Annotated in this window: 16 protein-coding genes; all 16 read left to right on the forward strand. The window is 63.3% G+C overall.

The window, feature by feature from the left end; genetic code table 11:
* Positions 1-105: 105 nt before the first annotated feature.
* The gene (gene puuE, locus LB526_RS18580) at positions 106-1,530 is read left to right on the forward strand and encodes an allantoinase PuuE (protein WP_224629058.1); all 1,425 of its coding nucleotides are present in this window, start codon (positions 106-108) and stop codon (positions 1,528-1,530) included.
* A gap of 98 nt (positions 1,531-1,628) precedes the next feature.
* Positions 1,629-2,489, forward strand: a complete 861-nt coding sequence (locus LB526_RS18585) for a bifunctional allantoicase/(S)-ureidoglycine aminohydrolase (RefSeq protein WP_224629060.1) — start codon at positions 1,629-1,631, stop codon at positions 2,487-2,489.
* Positions 2,486-2,977, forward strand: coding sequence for an ureidoglycolate lyase (locus LB526_RS18590; RefSeq protein WP_224629062.1), 492 nt, complete (start codon positions 2,486-2,488; stop codon positions 2,975-2,977). Before LB526_RS18585 ends, LB526_RS18590 begins: the two co-directional genes overlap by 4 nt.
* Before the next feature lie 15 nt (positions 2,978-2,992).
* The gene (locus LB526_RS18595; protein ID WP_224610201.1) at positions 2,993-3,586 is read left to right on the forward strand and encodes a nucleoside deaminase; all 594 of its coding nucleotides are present in this window, start codon (positions 2,993-2,995) and stop codon (positions 3,584-3,586) included.
* A gap of 48 nt (positions 3,587-3,634) precedes the next feature.
* A complete protein-coding gene (locus tag LB526_RS18600; RefSeq protein ID WP_224532598.1) occupies positions 3,635-3,940 on the forward strand; it encodes a type II toxin-antitoxin system MqsR family toxin in 306 nt (101 codons plus the stop codon).
* Positions 3,941-3,942: 2 nt separating this feature from the next.
* Positions 3,943-4,356: a type II toxin-antitoxin system MqsA family antitoxin gene (locus tag LB526_RS18605; protein WP_224532597.1), complete on the forward strand. Its 414-nt coding sequence runs from the start codon at positions 3,943-3,945 to the stop codon at positions 4,354-4,356.
* Between the two features lie 79 nt (positions 4,357-4,435).
* Positions 4,436-6,421 carry a CocE/NonD family hydrolase gene (locus tag LB526_RS18610; RefSeq protein WP_224629064.1) on the forward strand — a complete coding sequence of 662 codons (1,986 nt, stop codon included), beginning with the start codon at positions 4,436-4,438 and terminating at the stop codon, positions 6,419-6,421.
* A gap of 148 nt (positions 6,422-6,569) precedes the next feature.
* Positions 6,570-8,156, forward strand: a complete 1,587-nt coding sequence (locus LB526_RS18615) for an ABC transporter substrate-binding protein (protein WP_095769414.1) — start codon at positions 6,570-6,572, stop codon at positions 8,154-8,156.
* A 16-nt stretch (positions 8,157-8,172) separates the two neighbouring features.
* Positions 8,173-9,132 carry an ABC transporter permease gene (locus LB526_RS18620; RefSeq protein ID WP_224532595.1) on the forward strand — a complete coding sequence of 320 codons (960 nt, stop codon included), beginning with the start codon at positions 8,173-8,175 and terminating at the stop codon, positions 9,130-9,132.
* Positions 9,133-9,145: 13 nt separating this feature from the next.
* Positions 9,146-9,970 (forward strand): ABC transporter permease, encoded by an 825-nt coding sequence (locus LB526_RS18625; RefSeq protein ID WP_224532594.1) that lies wholly within the window; start codon positions 9,146-9,148, stop codon positions 9,968-9,970.
* The gene (locus LB526_RS18630; RefSeq protein WP_224532593.1) at positions 9,970-11,625 is read left to right on the forward strand and encodes an ABC transporter ATP-binding protein; all 1,656 of its coding nucleotides are present in this window, start codon (positions 9,970-9,972) and stop codon (positions 11,623-11,625) included. Before LB526_RS18625 ends, LB526_RS18630 begins: the two co-directional genes overlap by 1 nt.
* 225 nt (positions 11,626-11,850) lie before the next feature.
* Complete coding sequence (locus tag LB526_RS18635; protein ID WP_224532592.1) at positions 11,851-12,690, forward strand: alkaline phosphatase family protein; 840 nt, start codon at positions 11,851-11,853, stop codon at positions 12,688-12,690.
* 282 nt (positions 12,691-12,972) lie between these two features.
* Positions 12,973-13,539, forward strand: coding sequence for a sigma-70 family RNA polymerase sigma factor (locus LB526_RS18640; RefSeq protein WP_095770209.1), 567 nt, complete (start codon positions 12,973-12,975; stop codon positions 13,537-13,539).
* Positions 13,536-14,201 (forward strand): anti-sigma factor, encoded by a 666-nt coding sequence (locus tag LB526_RS18645; RefSeq protein ID WP_224532819.1) that lies wholly within the window; start codon positions 13,536-13,538, stop codon positions 14,199-14,201. The genes LB526_RS18640 and LB526_RS18645 overlap by 4 nt, the downstream gene beginning before the upstream one ends.
* Positions 14,191-15,639 (forward strand): S8 family serine peptidase, encoded by a 1,449-nt coding sequence (locus tag LB526_RS18650; RefSeq protein WP_224629066.1) that lies wholly within the window; start codon positions 14,191-14,193, stop codon positions 15,637-15,639. The genes LB526_RS18645 and LB526_RS18650 overlap by 11 nt, the downstream gene beginning before the upstream one ends.
* Positions 15,640-15,766: 127 nt before the next feature.
* Positions 15,767-16,306, forward strand: coding sequence for a GNAT family N-acetyltransferase (locus LB526_RS18655; protein ID WP_224629068.1), 540 nt, complete (start codon positions 15,767-15,769; stop codon positions 16,304-16,306).
* The last annotated feature ends 376 nt before the right edge of the window (positions 16,307-16,682 follow it).

Below are 16,682 nucleotides of genomic sequence, written 5' to 3' on the forward strand. Positions count from 1 at the left end.
CCCCGGTCGAGCGGAGCGTGGCAAAAAGCACTTTCAAAAATTTTCGGGGGAATGCATGCGCACTCCTTTCGATATCTTCATCTCGACCATCGGGCAGGAGCGGCAATGCGTTACGATCGGGACATGCGCGGTTACGGGGCAAATCCGCCGGATCCGAAATGGCCCGGCGGCGCGCATGTCGCGGTGCAGTTCGTCGTCAACTATGAAGAGGGCGGCGAGAACTGCGTGCTGCATGGCGACAAGGCTTCGGAAGCCTTCCTGTCCGAAATCGTCGGCGCGGCGCCCTGGGTTGGCCAACGCCATTGGAACATGGAATCGATCTATGAATACGGCGCGCGGGCCGGCTTCTGGCGGCTCCACCGGCTGTTCACCGAAGCGCAAGTGCCGGTGACCTGCTATGGCGTCGCCACGGCGCTGGCGCGCTCGCCCGATCAGGTCGCGGCGATGCAGGAGGCCGGCTGGGAAATCGCCTCGCACGGGCTGAAATGGATCGACTATCGCGACCACTCGGCCGAGGACGAGCGGCGCGATCTCGAAGAGACGATCAAGCTGCACTACGAGGTGACCGGCGCGCGGCCGACCGGCTGGTACACCGGCCGCACTTCGGTGAACACGGTGCGGCTCGTGGCCGAGGAAGGCGGCTTCGACTACGTCTCCGATACTTATGACGACGAGCTGCCCTACTGGTTCGACCGCGACGGGCTGGAGAAGCCGCAGCTCATCGTCCCCTACACGCTCGACGCCAACGACATGCGCTTCGCGACGCCGCAGGGCTTCAACTCCGGCGACCAGTTCTTCGCCTATCTGAAGGACAGTTTCGATACGCTCTATGCCGAGGGCAAGGCGGGCAGGCCGCGCATGATGAATATCGGCCTGCATTGCCGGCTGGTCGGCCGTCCCGGACGGGTCGCGGCGCTGAAGCGCTTCGTCGACTATGTGAAATCGCATAACAAGGTGTGGCTGACACGGCGCATCGACATCGCCAAACACTGGCGCGATACGCACCCCTACGAGGCACCGGCGCTGCGGCCGTCGCGGATGCGGTTCGAGGAATTCGTGCATGCCTTCGGCGGCGTGTTCGAGCATTCGCCCTGGATCGCCGAGCGCGCCTACGAACTGGAACTCGGGCCCGCGCATGACAGCGCGGGCGGCCTGCACAATGCGCTCTGCCGCGTCTTCCGCGCGGCAACGGAAGCCGAACGGCTTTCCGTCCTCAACGCTCACCCGGACCTCGCCGGCAAGCTGGCGGCGGCCAAGCGGCTGACGCCGGAATCGGCCAAGGAACAGGCCTCCGCCGGGCTGGACGCGTTGACCGACAAGGAGCGCGAGCTGTTTTCGAAACTCAACGCCGCCTATGTCACCACCTTCGGCTTCCCCTTCATCATCGCGGTCAAGGGCAAGACCAAGGACGAAATCCTGGCGGAGTTCGAGGCGCGGATCGGCAACAGCCGCGGCACCGAGTTCGAAACCGCCTGCAAACAGGTCGAACGCATCGCGCTGCTTCGCCTGAAAGACATGCTCCCACTCTAATGTTTGTTTTTCACGCAATTCCGTATGGAAGGCCACGGCGAAGCCGCCGACCTAACCGCCTCATACTTTTCTTGGAATTGCTCTGAGGGCCAGGACCGATGGATATGATCAAGACTGCCGAGCGAACCTATTACGCCCCGCATGGCGGCCATCCCGGCCAGAACGAGCTTCTGACCGGCCGCGCCGTCTTCACCGAGGCCTATGCGGTCATCCCCAGGGGCGTGATGCAGGACATCGTCACCAGCCCACTGCCGTTCTGGGACGAGACGCGGGCCTGGATCATCGCAAGGCCGCTCTCGGGCTTCGCCGAGACGTTCTCGCAATACATCGTCGAAGTCCTGCCGGGGGGCGGCAGCGACCGGCCCGAACTCGACGCTGGCGCCGAGGGTGTGCTGTTCATCGTCGAGGGCGAGCTCACCGTTTCGCTTGCCGGCAAAAAACATGTGCTTGCCCCCGGCGGCTTTGCCTTCCTGCCGCCGTCGAGCGGCTGGACGGTGCGCAACGAGAGCGGCAGCGCCGTTCGCTTCCACTGGATTCGCAAGGCCTATGAGGCGGTCGACGGCCTCGACGCGCCGGAAGCCTTCTTCTCCAGCGACCAGGACGTGGCGCCGAGCCCGATGCCGGGCACGGAAGGGCGCTGGGCAACGACCCGCTTCGTCGACCCGGCCGACATGCGCCACGACATGCACGTCACCATCGTGACGCTGAAGCCGGGCGCGATCATCCCCTTCGCCGAAACCCATGTCATGGAGCACGGGCTCTACGTGCTGGAAGGCAAGGCGGTCTACCGCCTCAACCAGGACTGGGTCGAGGTCGAGGCCGGCGATTTCATGTGGCTGCGCGCCTTCTGCCCGCAGGCCTGCTATGCCGGCGGTCCCGGCAATTTCCGCTACCTGCTCTACAAGGACGTCAACCGTCACGCCAGGCTTGGCGGCTATCTTGGGGGCAAGGCGCGGTGAGCCGCATCGTCGCTCGACCGCTGACCCGCGAGAGCTTCGCGCCCTTCGGTGACGTCATCGACATGGGCGGCGACAACCGCTACCCGATCAATGGCGGCAAGGCGATGCGCTATCACGACCTCGCCACGGCGGAAGCCGCAGGCCCGAATGCGCGCGTGCTGATCTCGATGGTGCGCGGCACGCCCTATGAGATGCCGCTGAAGCTCACCATGGTCGAGCGCCATCCGCTCGGCAGCCAGGCCTTCATCCCGCTGTCGCCGCGGCCGTTCCTGGTGGTCGTCTGCCATGACACCAAGGACGGCCCGAGTGAACCGCATGCCTTTCTCGCCGGCTCCGGACAAGGCATCAACTACCGCCGCAACCTCTGGCACGGCGTGCTGACGCCGATCGGCGAGGAACAGGATTTCCTCATCGTCGACCGCGGCGGCGACGGCTCCAATCTCGAAGAGTTCCATTTCTCGCATCCTTACGAGATCCACCTTCCCTGAAAGCTCGCGATTCCCATGACCGACATTTCGCTGATCGACCGCCTGCTCGATGTGATCGAGCACGACATCGTGCCGAAGACGGCGCAAGGCGTTGCCCATGGCAACAAGCTGTTCGGCGCCGCGATCCTGCGGAAAGACGACCGCTCGCTGGTGCTGGCCGAGACCAACAACGAGATGGAAAATCCGCTCTGGCATGGCGAGGTGCACTGCCTGAAGCGCTTCTACGAGATGCCCAAGGCCGAGCGCGTCGACACCAAGGATGCGCTGTTCGTCGCCACGCACGAGCCCTGCTCGCTCTGCCTGTCGGCGATCACCTGGACCGGTTTCGACAATTTCTACTATCTCTTCAGCCATGAGGATTCGCGCGACAGTTTTGCCATCCCGCACGATCTCAGGATTCTGAAGGAGGTCTTCACCCTTGACCCCGGCGGCTACAACGCCGAGAACGCCTATTGGAAGAGCTTTTCCATACGCAGGCTGGTCAGGGCTTTGCCCGACGCTGAGCGCAAGCGGCTGGAGGCTCGGATCGGCAGGATTTCGGCGCGCTATGACGAGCTGTCGGAGGCCTATCAGGCAAGCAAGGCCGACAACGACATTCCGCTGAACTGAGCAATTTTCGAATCTTGATTTACCACCTTTATGGTGGCATATTGAAGTATGGAGAAGCGCAGACCGACTTACGATCTTGATGCGATCAAGACGACGTTTGGGTCTGCCGATACGCTGGCAATCACGATATCAGCGCTGCGCGATGCCATTGGTCTCGGCTTCGATCGCACGAGTGTCGTCGAGGTGATTGGCACCATGACACCAAAGATGTTCGTAAAATCGATGACAACGTTCGCGGATCATCGGGTCTGGCAAGATGTTTACCATGTCCCAGCGCGCGACCTGATCCTCTATGTGAAATTTCAGGCGGATGTCGTGACTGAATTCACGGTTGTGGCATTCAAGGAGAAATAGCCATGGCAAAAAAAGAGAGGCCTGAAACGATGACCTCCCCGGAAACAGGAGAGACGCTGACGCGCGGGGTTCGTCCATTCGCCGTGACCTACAAGGGCGAGAGCATGACGGTCGACCTGCCCGGCTATTATCCAGCTTCGGATGGTGAGAGCGTGCATATCGGGGATGACATGATTGCTGTCGATGCGGCGCTCCGCCTTCTCAAGGAGAAGACGGATGGTGTTCCTGCCCCGGCCACAATCCGGCGTATGCGCACCAAACTAAGGCTATCGCAGCGTGAAGCCGGGTCTCTGTTCAAGGTCGGCGAGAATGCCTTCGACAAATATGAAAGAGGCCTCATCGAGCCGAGCGGCCCGACCATTCAGCTGATGACGTTGCTGGAAAAGCACCCCGAATTGGTGGATGAATTGCGCTAACGACCCAGGTCGCATTTTTTGATGCTCCAGTCGCGATTGGCGATTGAAACTCGCCACGCTGCGTAGCGTTATGCGCCCCATGAAAACCGTCACCGAATTCCCCCGCAAAGTCGTCGAATTTCCCGATATGGGCATCGTCATGCCGGATGGCTGCCGGCTGTCGGCGCGCGTCTGGATGCCGGAGGACGCGACTGACGATCCGGTGCCGGCGATCCTCGAGCACCTGCCCTACCGCAAGCGCGACGGCACCATCTTTCGCGATCAGCTCACCCATCCCTATTTCGCCGGCCACGGCTACGCCTCGATCCGCGTCGACATGCGCGGCAATGGTGATTCCGAAGGGCTGATGGACGACGAATATTCCGAGCAGGAATTGCAGGACGCCTGCGACGTCATCGCCTGGGCGGCCGCGCAGCCCTGGTGCAACGGCAATGTCGGCATGATGGGCATTTCCTGGGGCGGCTTCAACTGCCTGCAGGTGGCGGCGAAGCAGCCGCCGGCGCTGAAGGCGGTGATCAGCCTGTGCTCGACGGTCGACCGCTATGCCGACGACATCCACTACAAAGGCGGCTGCCTGCTCTTGGAAAATTTCGGCTGGGCCTCGACGATGCTGTCCTATTCGTCGCGGCCTCCGGATCCGGCGATTGCCGGCGGCAACCGCTGGCGGGATTTGTGGCTTAGCCGGCTGGAAAACCAGCCTTTCCTTCTGCCGCTCTGGCTCGGCCACCAGCATCGCGACGCCTATTGGAAACGCGGCTCGATCTGCGAGGATTTTTCGGCGGTGAAAGCGGCCGTGCTGTCGATCGGTGGCTGGCATGACGGCTACCGCAACACGATCTCCAATCTCGTCACCAACATCCAGTCGCCGGTCAAAGGCATCGTCGGTCCCTGGATCCACAAATACCCGCATTACGCCGGGCCCAAGCCGGCGATCGGCTTCCTGCAGGAAGCGCTCCGCTGGTGGGACCGCTGGCTGAAGGGCGCTGAAACCGGCGTCGAGGCCGATCCGGCCTATCGCGCCTATGTGATGGACAGCGTGCGCCCGGCGCGCTGGCATCCCGAGCGGCCGGGCCGCTGGGTGGCCGAGCAGACCTGGCCGTCGGCCAACATCAAGCTTGAGACGATCGAGCTCATCCCCGACGGCGCCAAGCCCGCGATCGCCGCGTCGCCACAGACCTGCGGACTTGCCGGCGGCGAATATTTTCCCTTCACCTTCGGGCCGGAACTGCCGGGCGACCAACGCCCCGATGACGCGCTGTCGGTTTGTTTCGACCAACCCGAGCTCGGCGAAGCGATCGACATTGTCGGGGCGCCGGAGCTCGAGGTCCGGGTCGCTTCCGATCGGCCCCAGGCCAATATCGCGGTGCGGCTCTGCGACGTGCATCCGGACGGCGCCTCGGAGCTGATCTCCTATGGCGTGCTCAATCTGACCCACCGCAACTCGCATGAATTTCCCGAACCGTTGGTTCCCGGAGAGACGGTTTCGGCGCGCGTCGTGCTCGACCAATGCGCATATCGTGTGCCGGCCGGCCACAAATTGCGCATCGCCGTTTCGACCGCTTACTGGCCGATGATCTGGCCCTCGCCGGAACCGGTACGGCTTGATCTCTCGACGGCGACGCTGAGGCTGCCGCTGCGTCCGCTGGCAAGAGGGGATGAGGTTTCGTTCCCTGAGCCGGAAGGCGCGACGCCGTGGGCGACCGAGACGATCAGGCAGGCGAATTCCGAACGCCATGTCGATCGCGACGAGAAGACCGGGCTGGTTAGGCTTTCCATAACCGACGATTTCGGCGAGGTGCGCGACATCGACCATGGGCTGGCCAATGGCAGCGTCGTGCGCGAGATATGGACGATCCATCCCGACGACCCGCTGTCGGCCACAGGAGCCACGCATTGGACGCAGACCTTGTCGCGCAATGAATGGTCGGTGCGGACCGAGACTTTTGCCGAGATGCGATCGGACGCCGCAAACTTCATCGTCAGCGCCAGAATCGAAGCCTATGAGGGCGAAAAGCTGGTCTTCGAACGCGACTTCGAGCAGACGATTCCCCGCTCCATGGTTTGAGCCGGAACAAGATTGGTCCAAATGCGACGTGCGATTTACGCCACCGTATGTCGCATTCGGTCTTGCCTGCCGCTTTCCCTTACGGTCATTATCTCCTCTAATAGCAAGAAACGACCATAAGGTCGGATACCCAGAGTGAGGAACCATAATGTCCAACGAACTCGACTATCTCAGCCGGCGAGTCGCGGCCGGAAAACTTAGCCGTCGCGATTTTCTCGGTCGCGCCGCGGCGCTCGGCGTCACCGCTACCTTCGCCAACTCGCTGCTCTCCAGCGCCGTGCGCGCTGCCGGCCCGGTCAAGGGCGGCACGCTGAAGGCCGGCCTGGTCGGCGGTGAATCCACCAACAGCCTCGATCCGGCCCTGTTCATGACCCAGGTGCCCTTCGCCTTCGGCAAAATGTGGGGCGAATTGATCGTGGAGCTATCGCCCGACGGCAAGCTGGAGAACCGCATCGCCGAGGAGATCGGCTCTTCGGACGACGCCAAGGTCTGGACGCTGAAAATCCGCGACGGCATCGAATTCCACAACGGCAAGACGGTTACCGCAGAAGACGTCGCGGCCACACTCGAGCGTCATTCGGACGAGAAGTCCAAGTCCGGCGCGCTGGGCTACATGAAGGGCATCGACACCATCAAGGTCAACGGCAAGGAAGTGGTGCTGACGCTGAAGGAGCCCAACGCCGACCTCCCCTACCTCCTCAGCGACTATCACCTGATCGTGCAGCCGAACGGCGGCAAGGACAAGGCCGATGCAGGCATCGGCGCCGGGCCGTACAAGGTCAAGGTCAATGAGCCCGGCGTGCGCCATGGCGGCGAACGCTTCGCCAATTACTGGCAGGGCGACAAGATGGGCCACGCCGACCAGATCGAAATCATCGTCATCAACGATGCGACAGCGCGCACGGCGGCCTTGCAGGGCGGCCAGGTCAACATGATCAACCGAGTCGAGCCGAAGATCGTCGATCTGATCAAGCGCGTGCCTGGCGTCACCATCCGCAACCACTCCGGTCCGGGCCACTACGTGTTCATCATGCATTGCAACACGGCGCCGTTCGACAACAACGATCTCAGGATGGCGTTGAAGCTGGCGATCGACCGCGAGGAGATGTTGAAAAAAGTGCTGCGCGGCTACGGCTCGCTCGGCAACGATTTCCCGATTAACGCCTCCTACCCGCTATTCACCGAGATCGAGCAGCGCAAGTACGATCCGGACAAGGCCAAATTCCACTACAAGAAGTCCGGCCATGACGGCCCTGTGCTGCTTAGGACCTCGGACGTCGCCTTCCCGGGCGCTGTCGATGCATCCCAGCTTTTCCAGCAGAGCGCCGCCAAGGCCGGCATCAAGATCGAGCTCAAGCGCGAGCCCGGCGACGGCTATTGGAACGAAGTCTGGAACAAGCAGCCCTTCTGCGCCTCCTATTGGGGCGGTCGCTCGACCCAGGACCAGATGTACTCGACCGCCTATCTGTCGACCGCCGATTGGAACGACACGCGTTTCAAGCGCCCGGACTTTGACAAGATGGTGCTGGCCGCGCGCGCCGAACTCGACGAGGCCAAGCGCAAGGCGATCTACCACGACATGGCCGTCATGGTGCGCGACGAAGGCGGCCTGATTCTGCCGATGTTCAATCAGTTCATCGACGCAACAGGCCCCAAGGTGGCTGGCTGGGTGGAGGATCCGCATCAGGAGCTTTGCAACGGCTACGCGCTGGCGAAGTGCTGGCTCGAAGCCTGAGCACGGCCTTGCGGAGATGTCCTCACCCATCGTGAAACTGGTGGCCCAGCGCATTGCGCTGGGCATCCTCCTTCTGCTGGCCGTTTCGGTCCTGATCTTCGCCGGTACGCAGATCCTGCCCGGCGACGTCGCGCAAGCCATCCTAGGACAATCGGCGACCCCGGAGTCGCTGGCCAATCTGCGCGAGCAGCTCGGGCTCAACCAGCCTGCCTATATCCGTTACTTCCACTGGCTGGGCGGCGTGCTGACCGGCGATCTCGGCACCGCCATGTCGAGCGGCCAGGACATCGCGACTTCGATCAAGGAACGGCTGTGGAATACGCTGTTCCTGGCCTTCTGGGCGGCCATCGTGGCTATCCCGCTGGCGATCACGCTTGGGTTGATCGCGGTGCGCTACCGCAATGGCTGGGTCGACAAGCTGATCTCCGGCGTGGCGCTTGCCTCGACCTCCTTCCCGGAGTTCTTCATCGGCTATCTGCTCGTCTTCTACTTCGCGGTCCAGCACCAGTGGTTCCCGGCCATCTCGACCGTCTATGACGGAATGTCTTTGGGTGAGCGCCTGCAGGCCATCGCGCTGCCTGCGGCAGCGCTGACTCTGGTGGTGCTCGCCCATATGATGCGCATGACGCGCGCGGCGATCCTCAACGTCATGCAGTCGGCCTATGTCGAGACGGCGGAACTCAAGGGGCTGTCGGCCGCTGCCGTTATCCGCAAGCATGCCTTCCCGAACGCGATCGCGCCGATCATCAACGTCGTCATGCTCAACCTTGCCTATCTGGTGGTCGGCGTCGTCGTGGTCGAGGTGATCTTTGTCTATCCAGGCATGGGGCAATATCTGGTCGACCACGTCACGAAGCGCGACGTGCCGGTCGTGCAGGCGGTCGGCTTGATCTTCGCCGCCGTCTATATCACCCTCAACATCATCGCAGACATTGCGGCGATCGTCGCCAATCCGCGACTCAGGCATCCGAAGTAGGGGGGCGGCCGATATGCTCGATATCAGACGCATCCCTCTGCCATCGCTGGTCGGCCTGGTGCTGACCGCGCTGTTCGTGCTGGCGGCAATCTTCGCGCCCTTGATCGCGCCGCACGGCAACGCCGAGATCATCGGCGACGTGTGGGAGCCGATGTCGGCCGCGCACTGGCTGGGCACCGACAATCTCGGCCGCGATCTGTTGTCGCGCATGATCTACGGCGCCCGCATCACGCTGTTCATCGCGGTGCTGGCGACGGCACTGTCCTTCTCGCTTGGGGCCATTCTCGGCTTTTCGGCGGCGGTATTCGGCGGCTGGTACGACACGATCCTGTCGCGGCTCGTCGACCTCCTCATGTCGATCCCGACGCTGATCATGGGCCTCGTCGTGCTTTCGGTGCTGCCGTCGAACCTGGTGACGCTGATCCTGGTCATGGGCATCCTCGATTCGACTCGCGTCTACCGACTGTCGCGCGCGGTCGCCGTCGACATCAACGTCATGGATTATGTCGAGGCGGCGAAGCTGCGCGGCGAAGGCAGCGGCTGGATCATCTTCCGCGAGATCCTTCCCAATGCGCTGTCGCCGCTGGTCTCGGAACTCGGGCTGCGCTTCATCTATGCCGTGCTGTTCCTGTCGACACTGTCCTTCCTCGGCCTCGGCGTGCAGCCGCCGGATGCCGACTGGGGCGGCATGGTCAAGGAGAACAAGGACGGCATCGTGTTCGGCATTCCGGCGGCGCTCATCCCGGCGGCGGCGATCGCGGCACTTGCGATCTCGGTCAATCTCGTCGCCGACTGGGTGCTCAATCGCACGACGAGCCTGAAGGGAGGACGCGGCTGATGGTTGACGGCAAAGCAAAGTCCGGTCCTCTCCTCGACATCCGCAACCTGCGCATCGAAGCGACGGTCTATCCGCCGGGCGAAGCACCTAGGACCATCACGCTTGTCCACGACGTTTCGCTGACGCTGGAGAAGGGCAAGGTGCTTGGGCTGATCGGGGAGTCCGGCGCCGGCAAGTCGACCATCGGCCTGTCGTCGATGGGCTATGGCCGCGGCGGCGTGCGCATCACCGGCGGCGAGGTCATCCTCAACGGCCGCGACATACTGAAAGGCGGCAAGGAAGGCCTGCGCAAGCTGCGCGGCCGCGAAGTCTGTTATGTCGCCCAGTCGGCTGCGGCGGCCTTCAATCCGGCGCACCGGCTGATGGACCAGGTGGTGGAGGCTACGCTCCTGCACGGCACCGCGACCCGCGCCGAGGCCGAGAAACGCGCCGTCGCCCTGTTCAGGAAGCTCAGCCTGCCCAATCCCGAAACGATCGGCCAACGCTTCCCGCACCAGGTATCGGGCGGCCAGCTGCAGCGCGTGATGACGGCGATGGCGTTGTGCTCGGAGCCGGACCTGATCGTCTTCGACGAGCCTACGACGGCCCTCGACGTGACGACGCAGATCGACGTGCTGTCAGCGATCAAGGATGCCATCCGCGACACCCATGTCGCGGCCCTTTACATCACCCACGATCTAGCCGTCGTGGCACAGGTGTCCGACGAGATCATGGTGCTGCGTCACGGCCGGCTGGTCGAATGGGGCGGCACCCACCAGATCATCAAGGAGCCGCGCCAGGAATACACCAACGCCCTGGTCTCGGTGCATCAGATCGAACACCAGGAACAGCAGCCGGGCACGACGCCGATGCTATCGGTGAAGAACGTGACGGCCGCCTATGGCGGCGGCCACGTCAAGGTGCTGAAGAACGTTTCGGTCGACATCTTTCCAGGCCAGACGCTGGCCGTGGTCGGCGAGAGCGGTTCCGGCAAATCGACGCTGGCGCGCGCCATCACCGGTCTCTTGCCGCCCGAGAAAGGTAGCGTTGTCTTCGACGGCCGCACGCTTGCCAACAGGCTCGCCGACCGGCCGAAGGAGGACCTTCGCCAGCTGCAGATGATCTACCAGATGGCCGACGTGGCGATGAATCCGCGCCAGACGGTAGGCACCATCATCGGCCGGCCGCTGGAGTTCTATTTCGGCATGAAGGGCCGCGAGCGCGACAAGCGCGTCGCCGAGCTGCTCGACGAGATCGAGATGGGCAAGGGCTTCGTCGACCGCTATCCGGCCGAGCTTTCCGGCGGCCAGAAGCAGCGCGTCTGCATCGCCCGCTCGCTCGCCGCCAAGCCGAAGCTGATCATCTGCGACGAGGTGACCTCGGCGCTCGATCCGTTGGTCGCCCACGGCATCCTCAAGCTGCTGCTCAACTTGCAGCAGATCGAGAAGGTGGCCTACCTTTTCATCACCCACGATCTGGCGACGGTTAAGTCGATCGCCGATTCGATCGCTGTGATGTATCGCGGCGAGGTGGTGCGCTACGGATCCAAAAGCAAGGTGCTGACGCCGCCCTTCGACGCCTACACCGACCTTCTGTTGTCCTCCGTTCCCGAAATGGAAATCGGCTGGCTGGAGAAGGCCATCAAGGGACGGCGCATGGAAAGCGCCGGCAACTGACGCAATTCCGGCAGAGCTGTTAAGCGGCTTTTGCACGGAATTGCGGCGCCGCCAACACCAAGAAAGGTCAGTGGCTGGGTGAAGAATCCCATGGCGAGATGATGGACGGCTACGCTCTCTGCCAGTGCTGGCTGAACGCCTGATATCAGGCTATCCAAAAGCAGCGCCGCTTGGCCGTGCCACACGCGGCGTTTTCGTTTCGAAGAACACGCACAGGGACGTTCCGTGCCGCTCAAATCCAAACTGCTGCTCATCATCCTCGACGGCGTGCCCTACCGGAACTGGCGCCGGCTGATGGGCAATCTCGAAGGCTGGGCGCAATCGGGCGAGGCGCAGGTGTGGAAGATGCGCTCGGTCCTGCCGTCGACCTCCGCCTGCTGTTACGCCTCGATCCACACCGGTGTCACGCCGCAAGTGCACGGCATCCTTTCCAACGAGAACCGTTTTCGCGTCACGCAGCCGGACATTTTTTCGGAAGTGAGCAAGGCCGGCGGCAGGACGGGCGCGGTGACCCACTCCTACTGGTCGGAATTCTTCCGTTCGTATCCGTTCGATCTTGTCGAGGACATGGAGTTCGACGAGCCAAGCGGGCCGATCACGCATGGCCGCTTCCATACCATGACCGGCTACAATCTCGAGAATCAGATGACGCCAAGCGATGTCGACCTGTTCGCGACGCTGACGATGCTGACCAAACGCCATGGCATCGACTACGGCATCCTGCACACCTGCACGCTGGATTCGATGGGTCACCGCTTCGGCCATGACTGCCACGAGATGGACCATGCCTGCTACGCGATGGACGGCATGCTCGCTGCCTTCCTGCCGCAATGGCGCCAAGCCGGCTATGAAGTGATCGTGACGGCCGACCATGGCCAGACCGATCGCGGCCACCATGGCGGCCATGACGACGAGATGCAGGATTTCGCGCTCTATTATTTCGGGCCTGCGAAGGGGCCCGAGGCCGACGCGCTGCTCGACCAGCTGCAGCTCGCGCCGACAGTGCTGAGCCGGCTTGGCGTGACGATACCGGAGACGATGAAAGCGAAGGCGTTTTTGGGGTAAGCGCCACCTCTCCCTTCTCCCCTTGTGGGAGAAGGTGGATCGGCGCGCAAGCGCCGAGACGGATGAGGGGTGTTCCAGCGGAGTGAGGCGTCGGTGTTCCCTGGAGCACCCCTCATCCGGCCGCTTCGCGGCCACCTTCTCCCACAAGGGGAGAAGGAGAAAACCTGCCCTCTGGCAACGCTCACTTTCTTCAGTTAGCCTCCAAGAAATCCTTGGCGGAGGGTGAACCTTTTTGGACCGATCAGCGACAGAGCTTCGAGGAGCCAGGCGGCTCGACCGGCCATGAATGCGGCGACGGAAACCGATCGCGCGCTTGTGGACCGGGTCGCGAAGGGCGACCGGGCCGCCGTCCGGCTCCTGTTCATGCGTCACCACGCGCGGATCTACCGCTTCGTGGCGCGCCAGACGGGATCGGAAATGATGGCCGACGATATCACGAATGAGGTTTTTCTGGAGCTGTGGAAACAGGCGCCCAGTTTCGAGGGCCGCTCTGAAGTTTCCACGTGGCTGCTCGGCATCGCCCGCTTCAAGGCGCTATCCATGCTGCGCAAGAAGAAGGAAGACTGGATCGACGACGACGACGCGGCGCAAGTTCCCGACGGCGCCGACACGCCGGAAGTCGTGACCATGAAGGAAGACAAGGCCGCCGCCTTGCGCCGCTTCGTCGATGCCCTGCCGGAAGAACACCGCACGGTGATCGACCTTGCCTATTATCATGGCCAGTCGGTGACCGAGATCGGCGAGGTGCTCGACATCCCGGTCGCGACCGTCAAGACCAGGATGTTCTACGCCCGCAAGAAACTCGGCGAAGCCCTCAAGGCCGCCGGTTACGACAGGGGTTGGCCATGAGCGCCGCTGAAAAGATGTCGCGTCGCGACGAGATGGAAACGCTGCTGCCGTTCTACCTGAACGGCTCGCTGGAAGGCGCCGAGCTGGAGGCCGTCGAGGAGTGGCTGGCCACCGATCCGGCGGCGATGAATGCGCTTGGCGAAGCGGAGGCCGAGTTCTCCGGCACCGCAGCCGCCAACGAGGCGATCCGGCCGCCCGCCGACGCGTTCTCCCGCTTCTCCAAGGCGCTGGACGCCGAGGCCGGTCCGGTGCGAACGCCCGGCCAATCCTGGCTGGCAAGAGTCTTCGGCCGGGTGACGGCAATGCCTGCCGGTGTCGCCTGGGCGGCTGCCGCGGCGCTGCTTGCGCTGGTCATCGTGCAGTCCTTCGAACTGCCGGGCGGCAAGGGCAAGGACTTCGAGGTGGCCGGCGCTCAGGACGATCTGGCGAAGCTGCCTTTCGCGCTGGTCAAGTTCAAGCCGGATGCGAAGATGGCCGATATCGCCGCCTTCCTCGGCCAGAACGGGTTGAAGATCGCCGGCGGCCCGACTGCGGACGGCGTGTTCCACCTGACGATCCCGGCCAGCACGGCGGCCGATTACGACAAGCTCGTCGGCCTTATTGCCGCCCAGCCTTTCGCGGAGGCTGTGGTGCAGGGAAGGAAACCGGCCGATGGCGGCTAAGGCGGTCATTCTGCATGCGGCGCTCCTTGCGGCGGCGGCATTTGTCGCCGCGCCTGCCTCCGCGCAGACCAACGATCCGAACCTGACGCAAAAACAGCTCGATTGCCTGGACCGCACGACGGCGGCCGGTGGCGGCTGCGACAAGGAGGGCGGTGCCAGGAATGGCGTCGCGACGCCGGGCACGGCCATGGGCGGCGCGGTGGTCCTGCCGGCGCTCATCGTCGACCTGTTCCCGAATCCCCCGGCGGGCACCGCCCCGCAAACGCCGGCGGACGGAACGTCGTCATCGAACGGTTCCAGCAGCACGCCGCCGCCCGCGCCGGCGCCGAGCGGACCCGTCACGGTGCCTCAGGGCCTCAATCTGGCGGAGCCTCCGCGCGCGATCGCCGGTGAATTCGTGCCCGACGAGGTGCTGGTGACGGTCGAGGGCGATGCCGGCGTGGTGCAGCAGATCGCCAATTCCTTTGGCCTGCAGGTGCGCTCGCAGCGCCAGTCGCGGCTGCTTGGCACCACTTTGGTGCGCTTCGGCATCACCGACGGGCGACCTGTCGGCGTGGTGCTGGCGCAGCTTGCCGCCGACGGCCGCACGCAACGGCGCGAGCCCAACCACATCTACACGCTGCAGCAGGCGGCCGGCATCGTGAACTATGCCTTCGACCGCATCGCGCTCGATGCAAGCCAGGCGAGCGGAGAGAATGTACGCGTCGCCGTCATCGATACGGGTATCGACGACAGCAACCCGGCGCTCGCCGGCGTGATTGCCGGCCAGTATGACGCGATGCCCAATGTGGCGATCGAGAAGCGCGACCACGGCACCTCGGTCGACGGGCTGATCGCCGGCGTGGGGCCGCTGGAAGGCATGGCGCCGGGCGCCAAGATCTATCACGCGCGTGCATTCGAGGGCGGCAAGTCGACCATGGACGTCATCCTGTCGGCGCTCGACTGGGCGGCCGAGCAGAATGTGCGCATCATCAATATGAGCTTCGTCGGCCCGAAGAATGACCTGCTCGGCACCGCCTGCCGCAATGCGCGGGCGATGGGCATGGTGCTGGTGGCCGCCGCTGGCAACAACGGCCCGAAAGCGCCCTACGGCTATCCGGCCGCCTTCGACGGCGTGATCGCGGTGACCGCCACCGACGCCAAGGACGGGCTGATGCCGCAGGCCAACCGCGGCGCCTATGTCTTCATCTCGGCGCCGGGCGTCGAGATGGTGGCGCCGAGCGGCGCCGGCTCGGACGTCGTCACCGGCACCTCCTTCGCCGCCGCGATCGTGTCCGGTGCCATCGCCAATCTGATCCACGCCGCGCCCGACCGCTCTGCCGACGACATCGAGAAGGCGCTGGCGGCCACGGCCAAGGATCTGGGGCCGAAGGGGCGGGACAGTGATTTCGGCTATGGGTTGATCGATATCAAGGCCGCCGGAGCGGCGAAGGAGTGAGTCTCGCGTTTGAGGCTCATGCCCCGATGCCTTTGGCGTTGAAACTCAATCAAACGGTTATCCCAAATGCCGCGATGAGCGGAGTCGGCCATTCGACAAATAGGGACGAACATCTTAGCTTCCGCAAATGACAGCCGATCTTCCCGACCTTCGGGGCGCTCGCCTCATCCTTCGCAGACCAATTCCCAAAGATGTGGAAACGCGGCTGGTGCTCGGTCGGCATCGCGAGATCGTTGAAGCCTACGGTGGGATATTCGACCCAAACACCACCTTTACCCGAGGGGAAGCCGAGGCCGCCATTCGCTTCATCCAGCAACAGAACTGTGCCTGGGTGATTGATGCCGGTTGCTTTATCGGCCATGTCCGCCTCCACAACATAGATTGGCAGGACAAGAGGGCGGCCTTGGCCATCGGCATCGACGACCAAGCATATCTCGGCAAGGGGTATGGTACCGAAGCGATCAGACTCGTCCTCGGGTATGCCTTCGGTCGTGGCCTGCATCGCGTTTCGCTACGGGTCTTATCGCGCAATTCCCGCGCGATCGCCTGCTATCGCAAGTGCGGATTTGTGGAGGAGGGACGCGAGCGCGAAGCCGCATTCGTCGGCGGAGCTTGGCAGGACGACATCATTATGGGGCTGCTGGACAGAGAATTTGATCCGCTCTGATGATCAACCTGGTTCCCCGACACAGGGATTTTGAAAGGTTGCCGTTTGTCTTAGGGCACGATTTTCCGTTCATTTCCGTGAAATCAGTGCAAACGCCGGGGATTGGTTGAAGCCGTCCCAACCTCGTCATTCTATGGCGGAGCAAGGAGCGAAGCGACGCGCGCAGACCATAGAATCCATTCCGTGACTTGGAAGCGCCGCCTCGGTGCAGAATTTTGCTCCGTTGCGAGCCTTGGCGAAGGTAACGGCATGGCAACTGTGTTCATGCGAATGCGGTTTTGTCGCGAATGATAGCGTTAAGGACGACCAGGAGCTTCCTTGCGACGGCGATGATAGCGAGCTTCTTGGAGCCCGACCGGGCAGCAAGTGCGGTGTA

It is taken from the genome of Mesorhizobium sp. CA6, from assembly GCF_020165035.1.
Classification (GTDB): domain Bacteria; phylum Pseudomonadota; class Alphaproteobacteria; order Rhizobiales; family Rhizobiaceae; genus Mesorhizobium.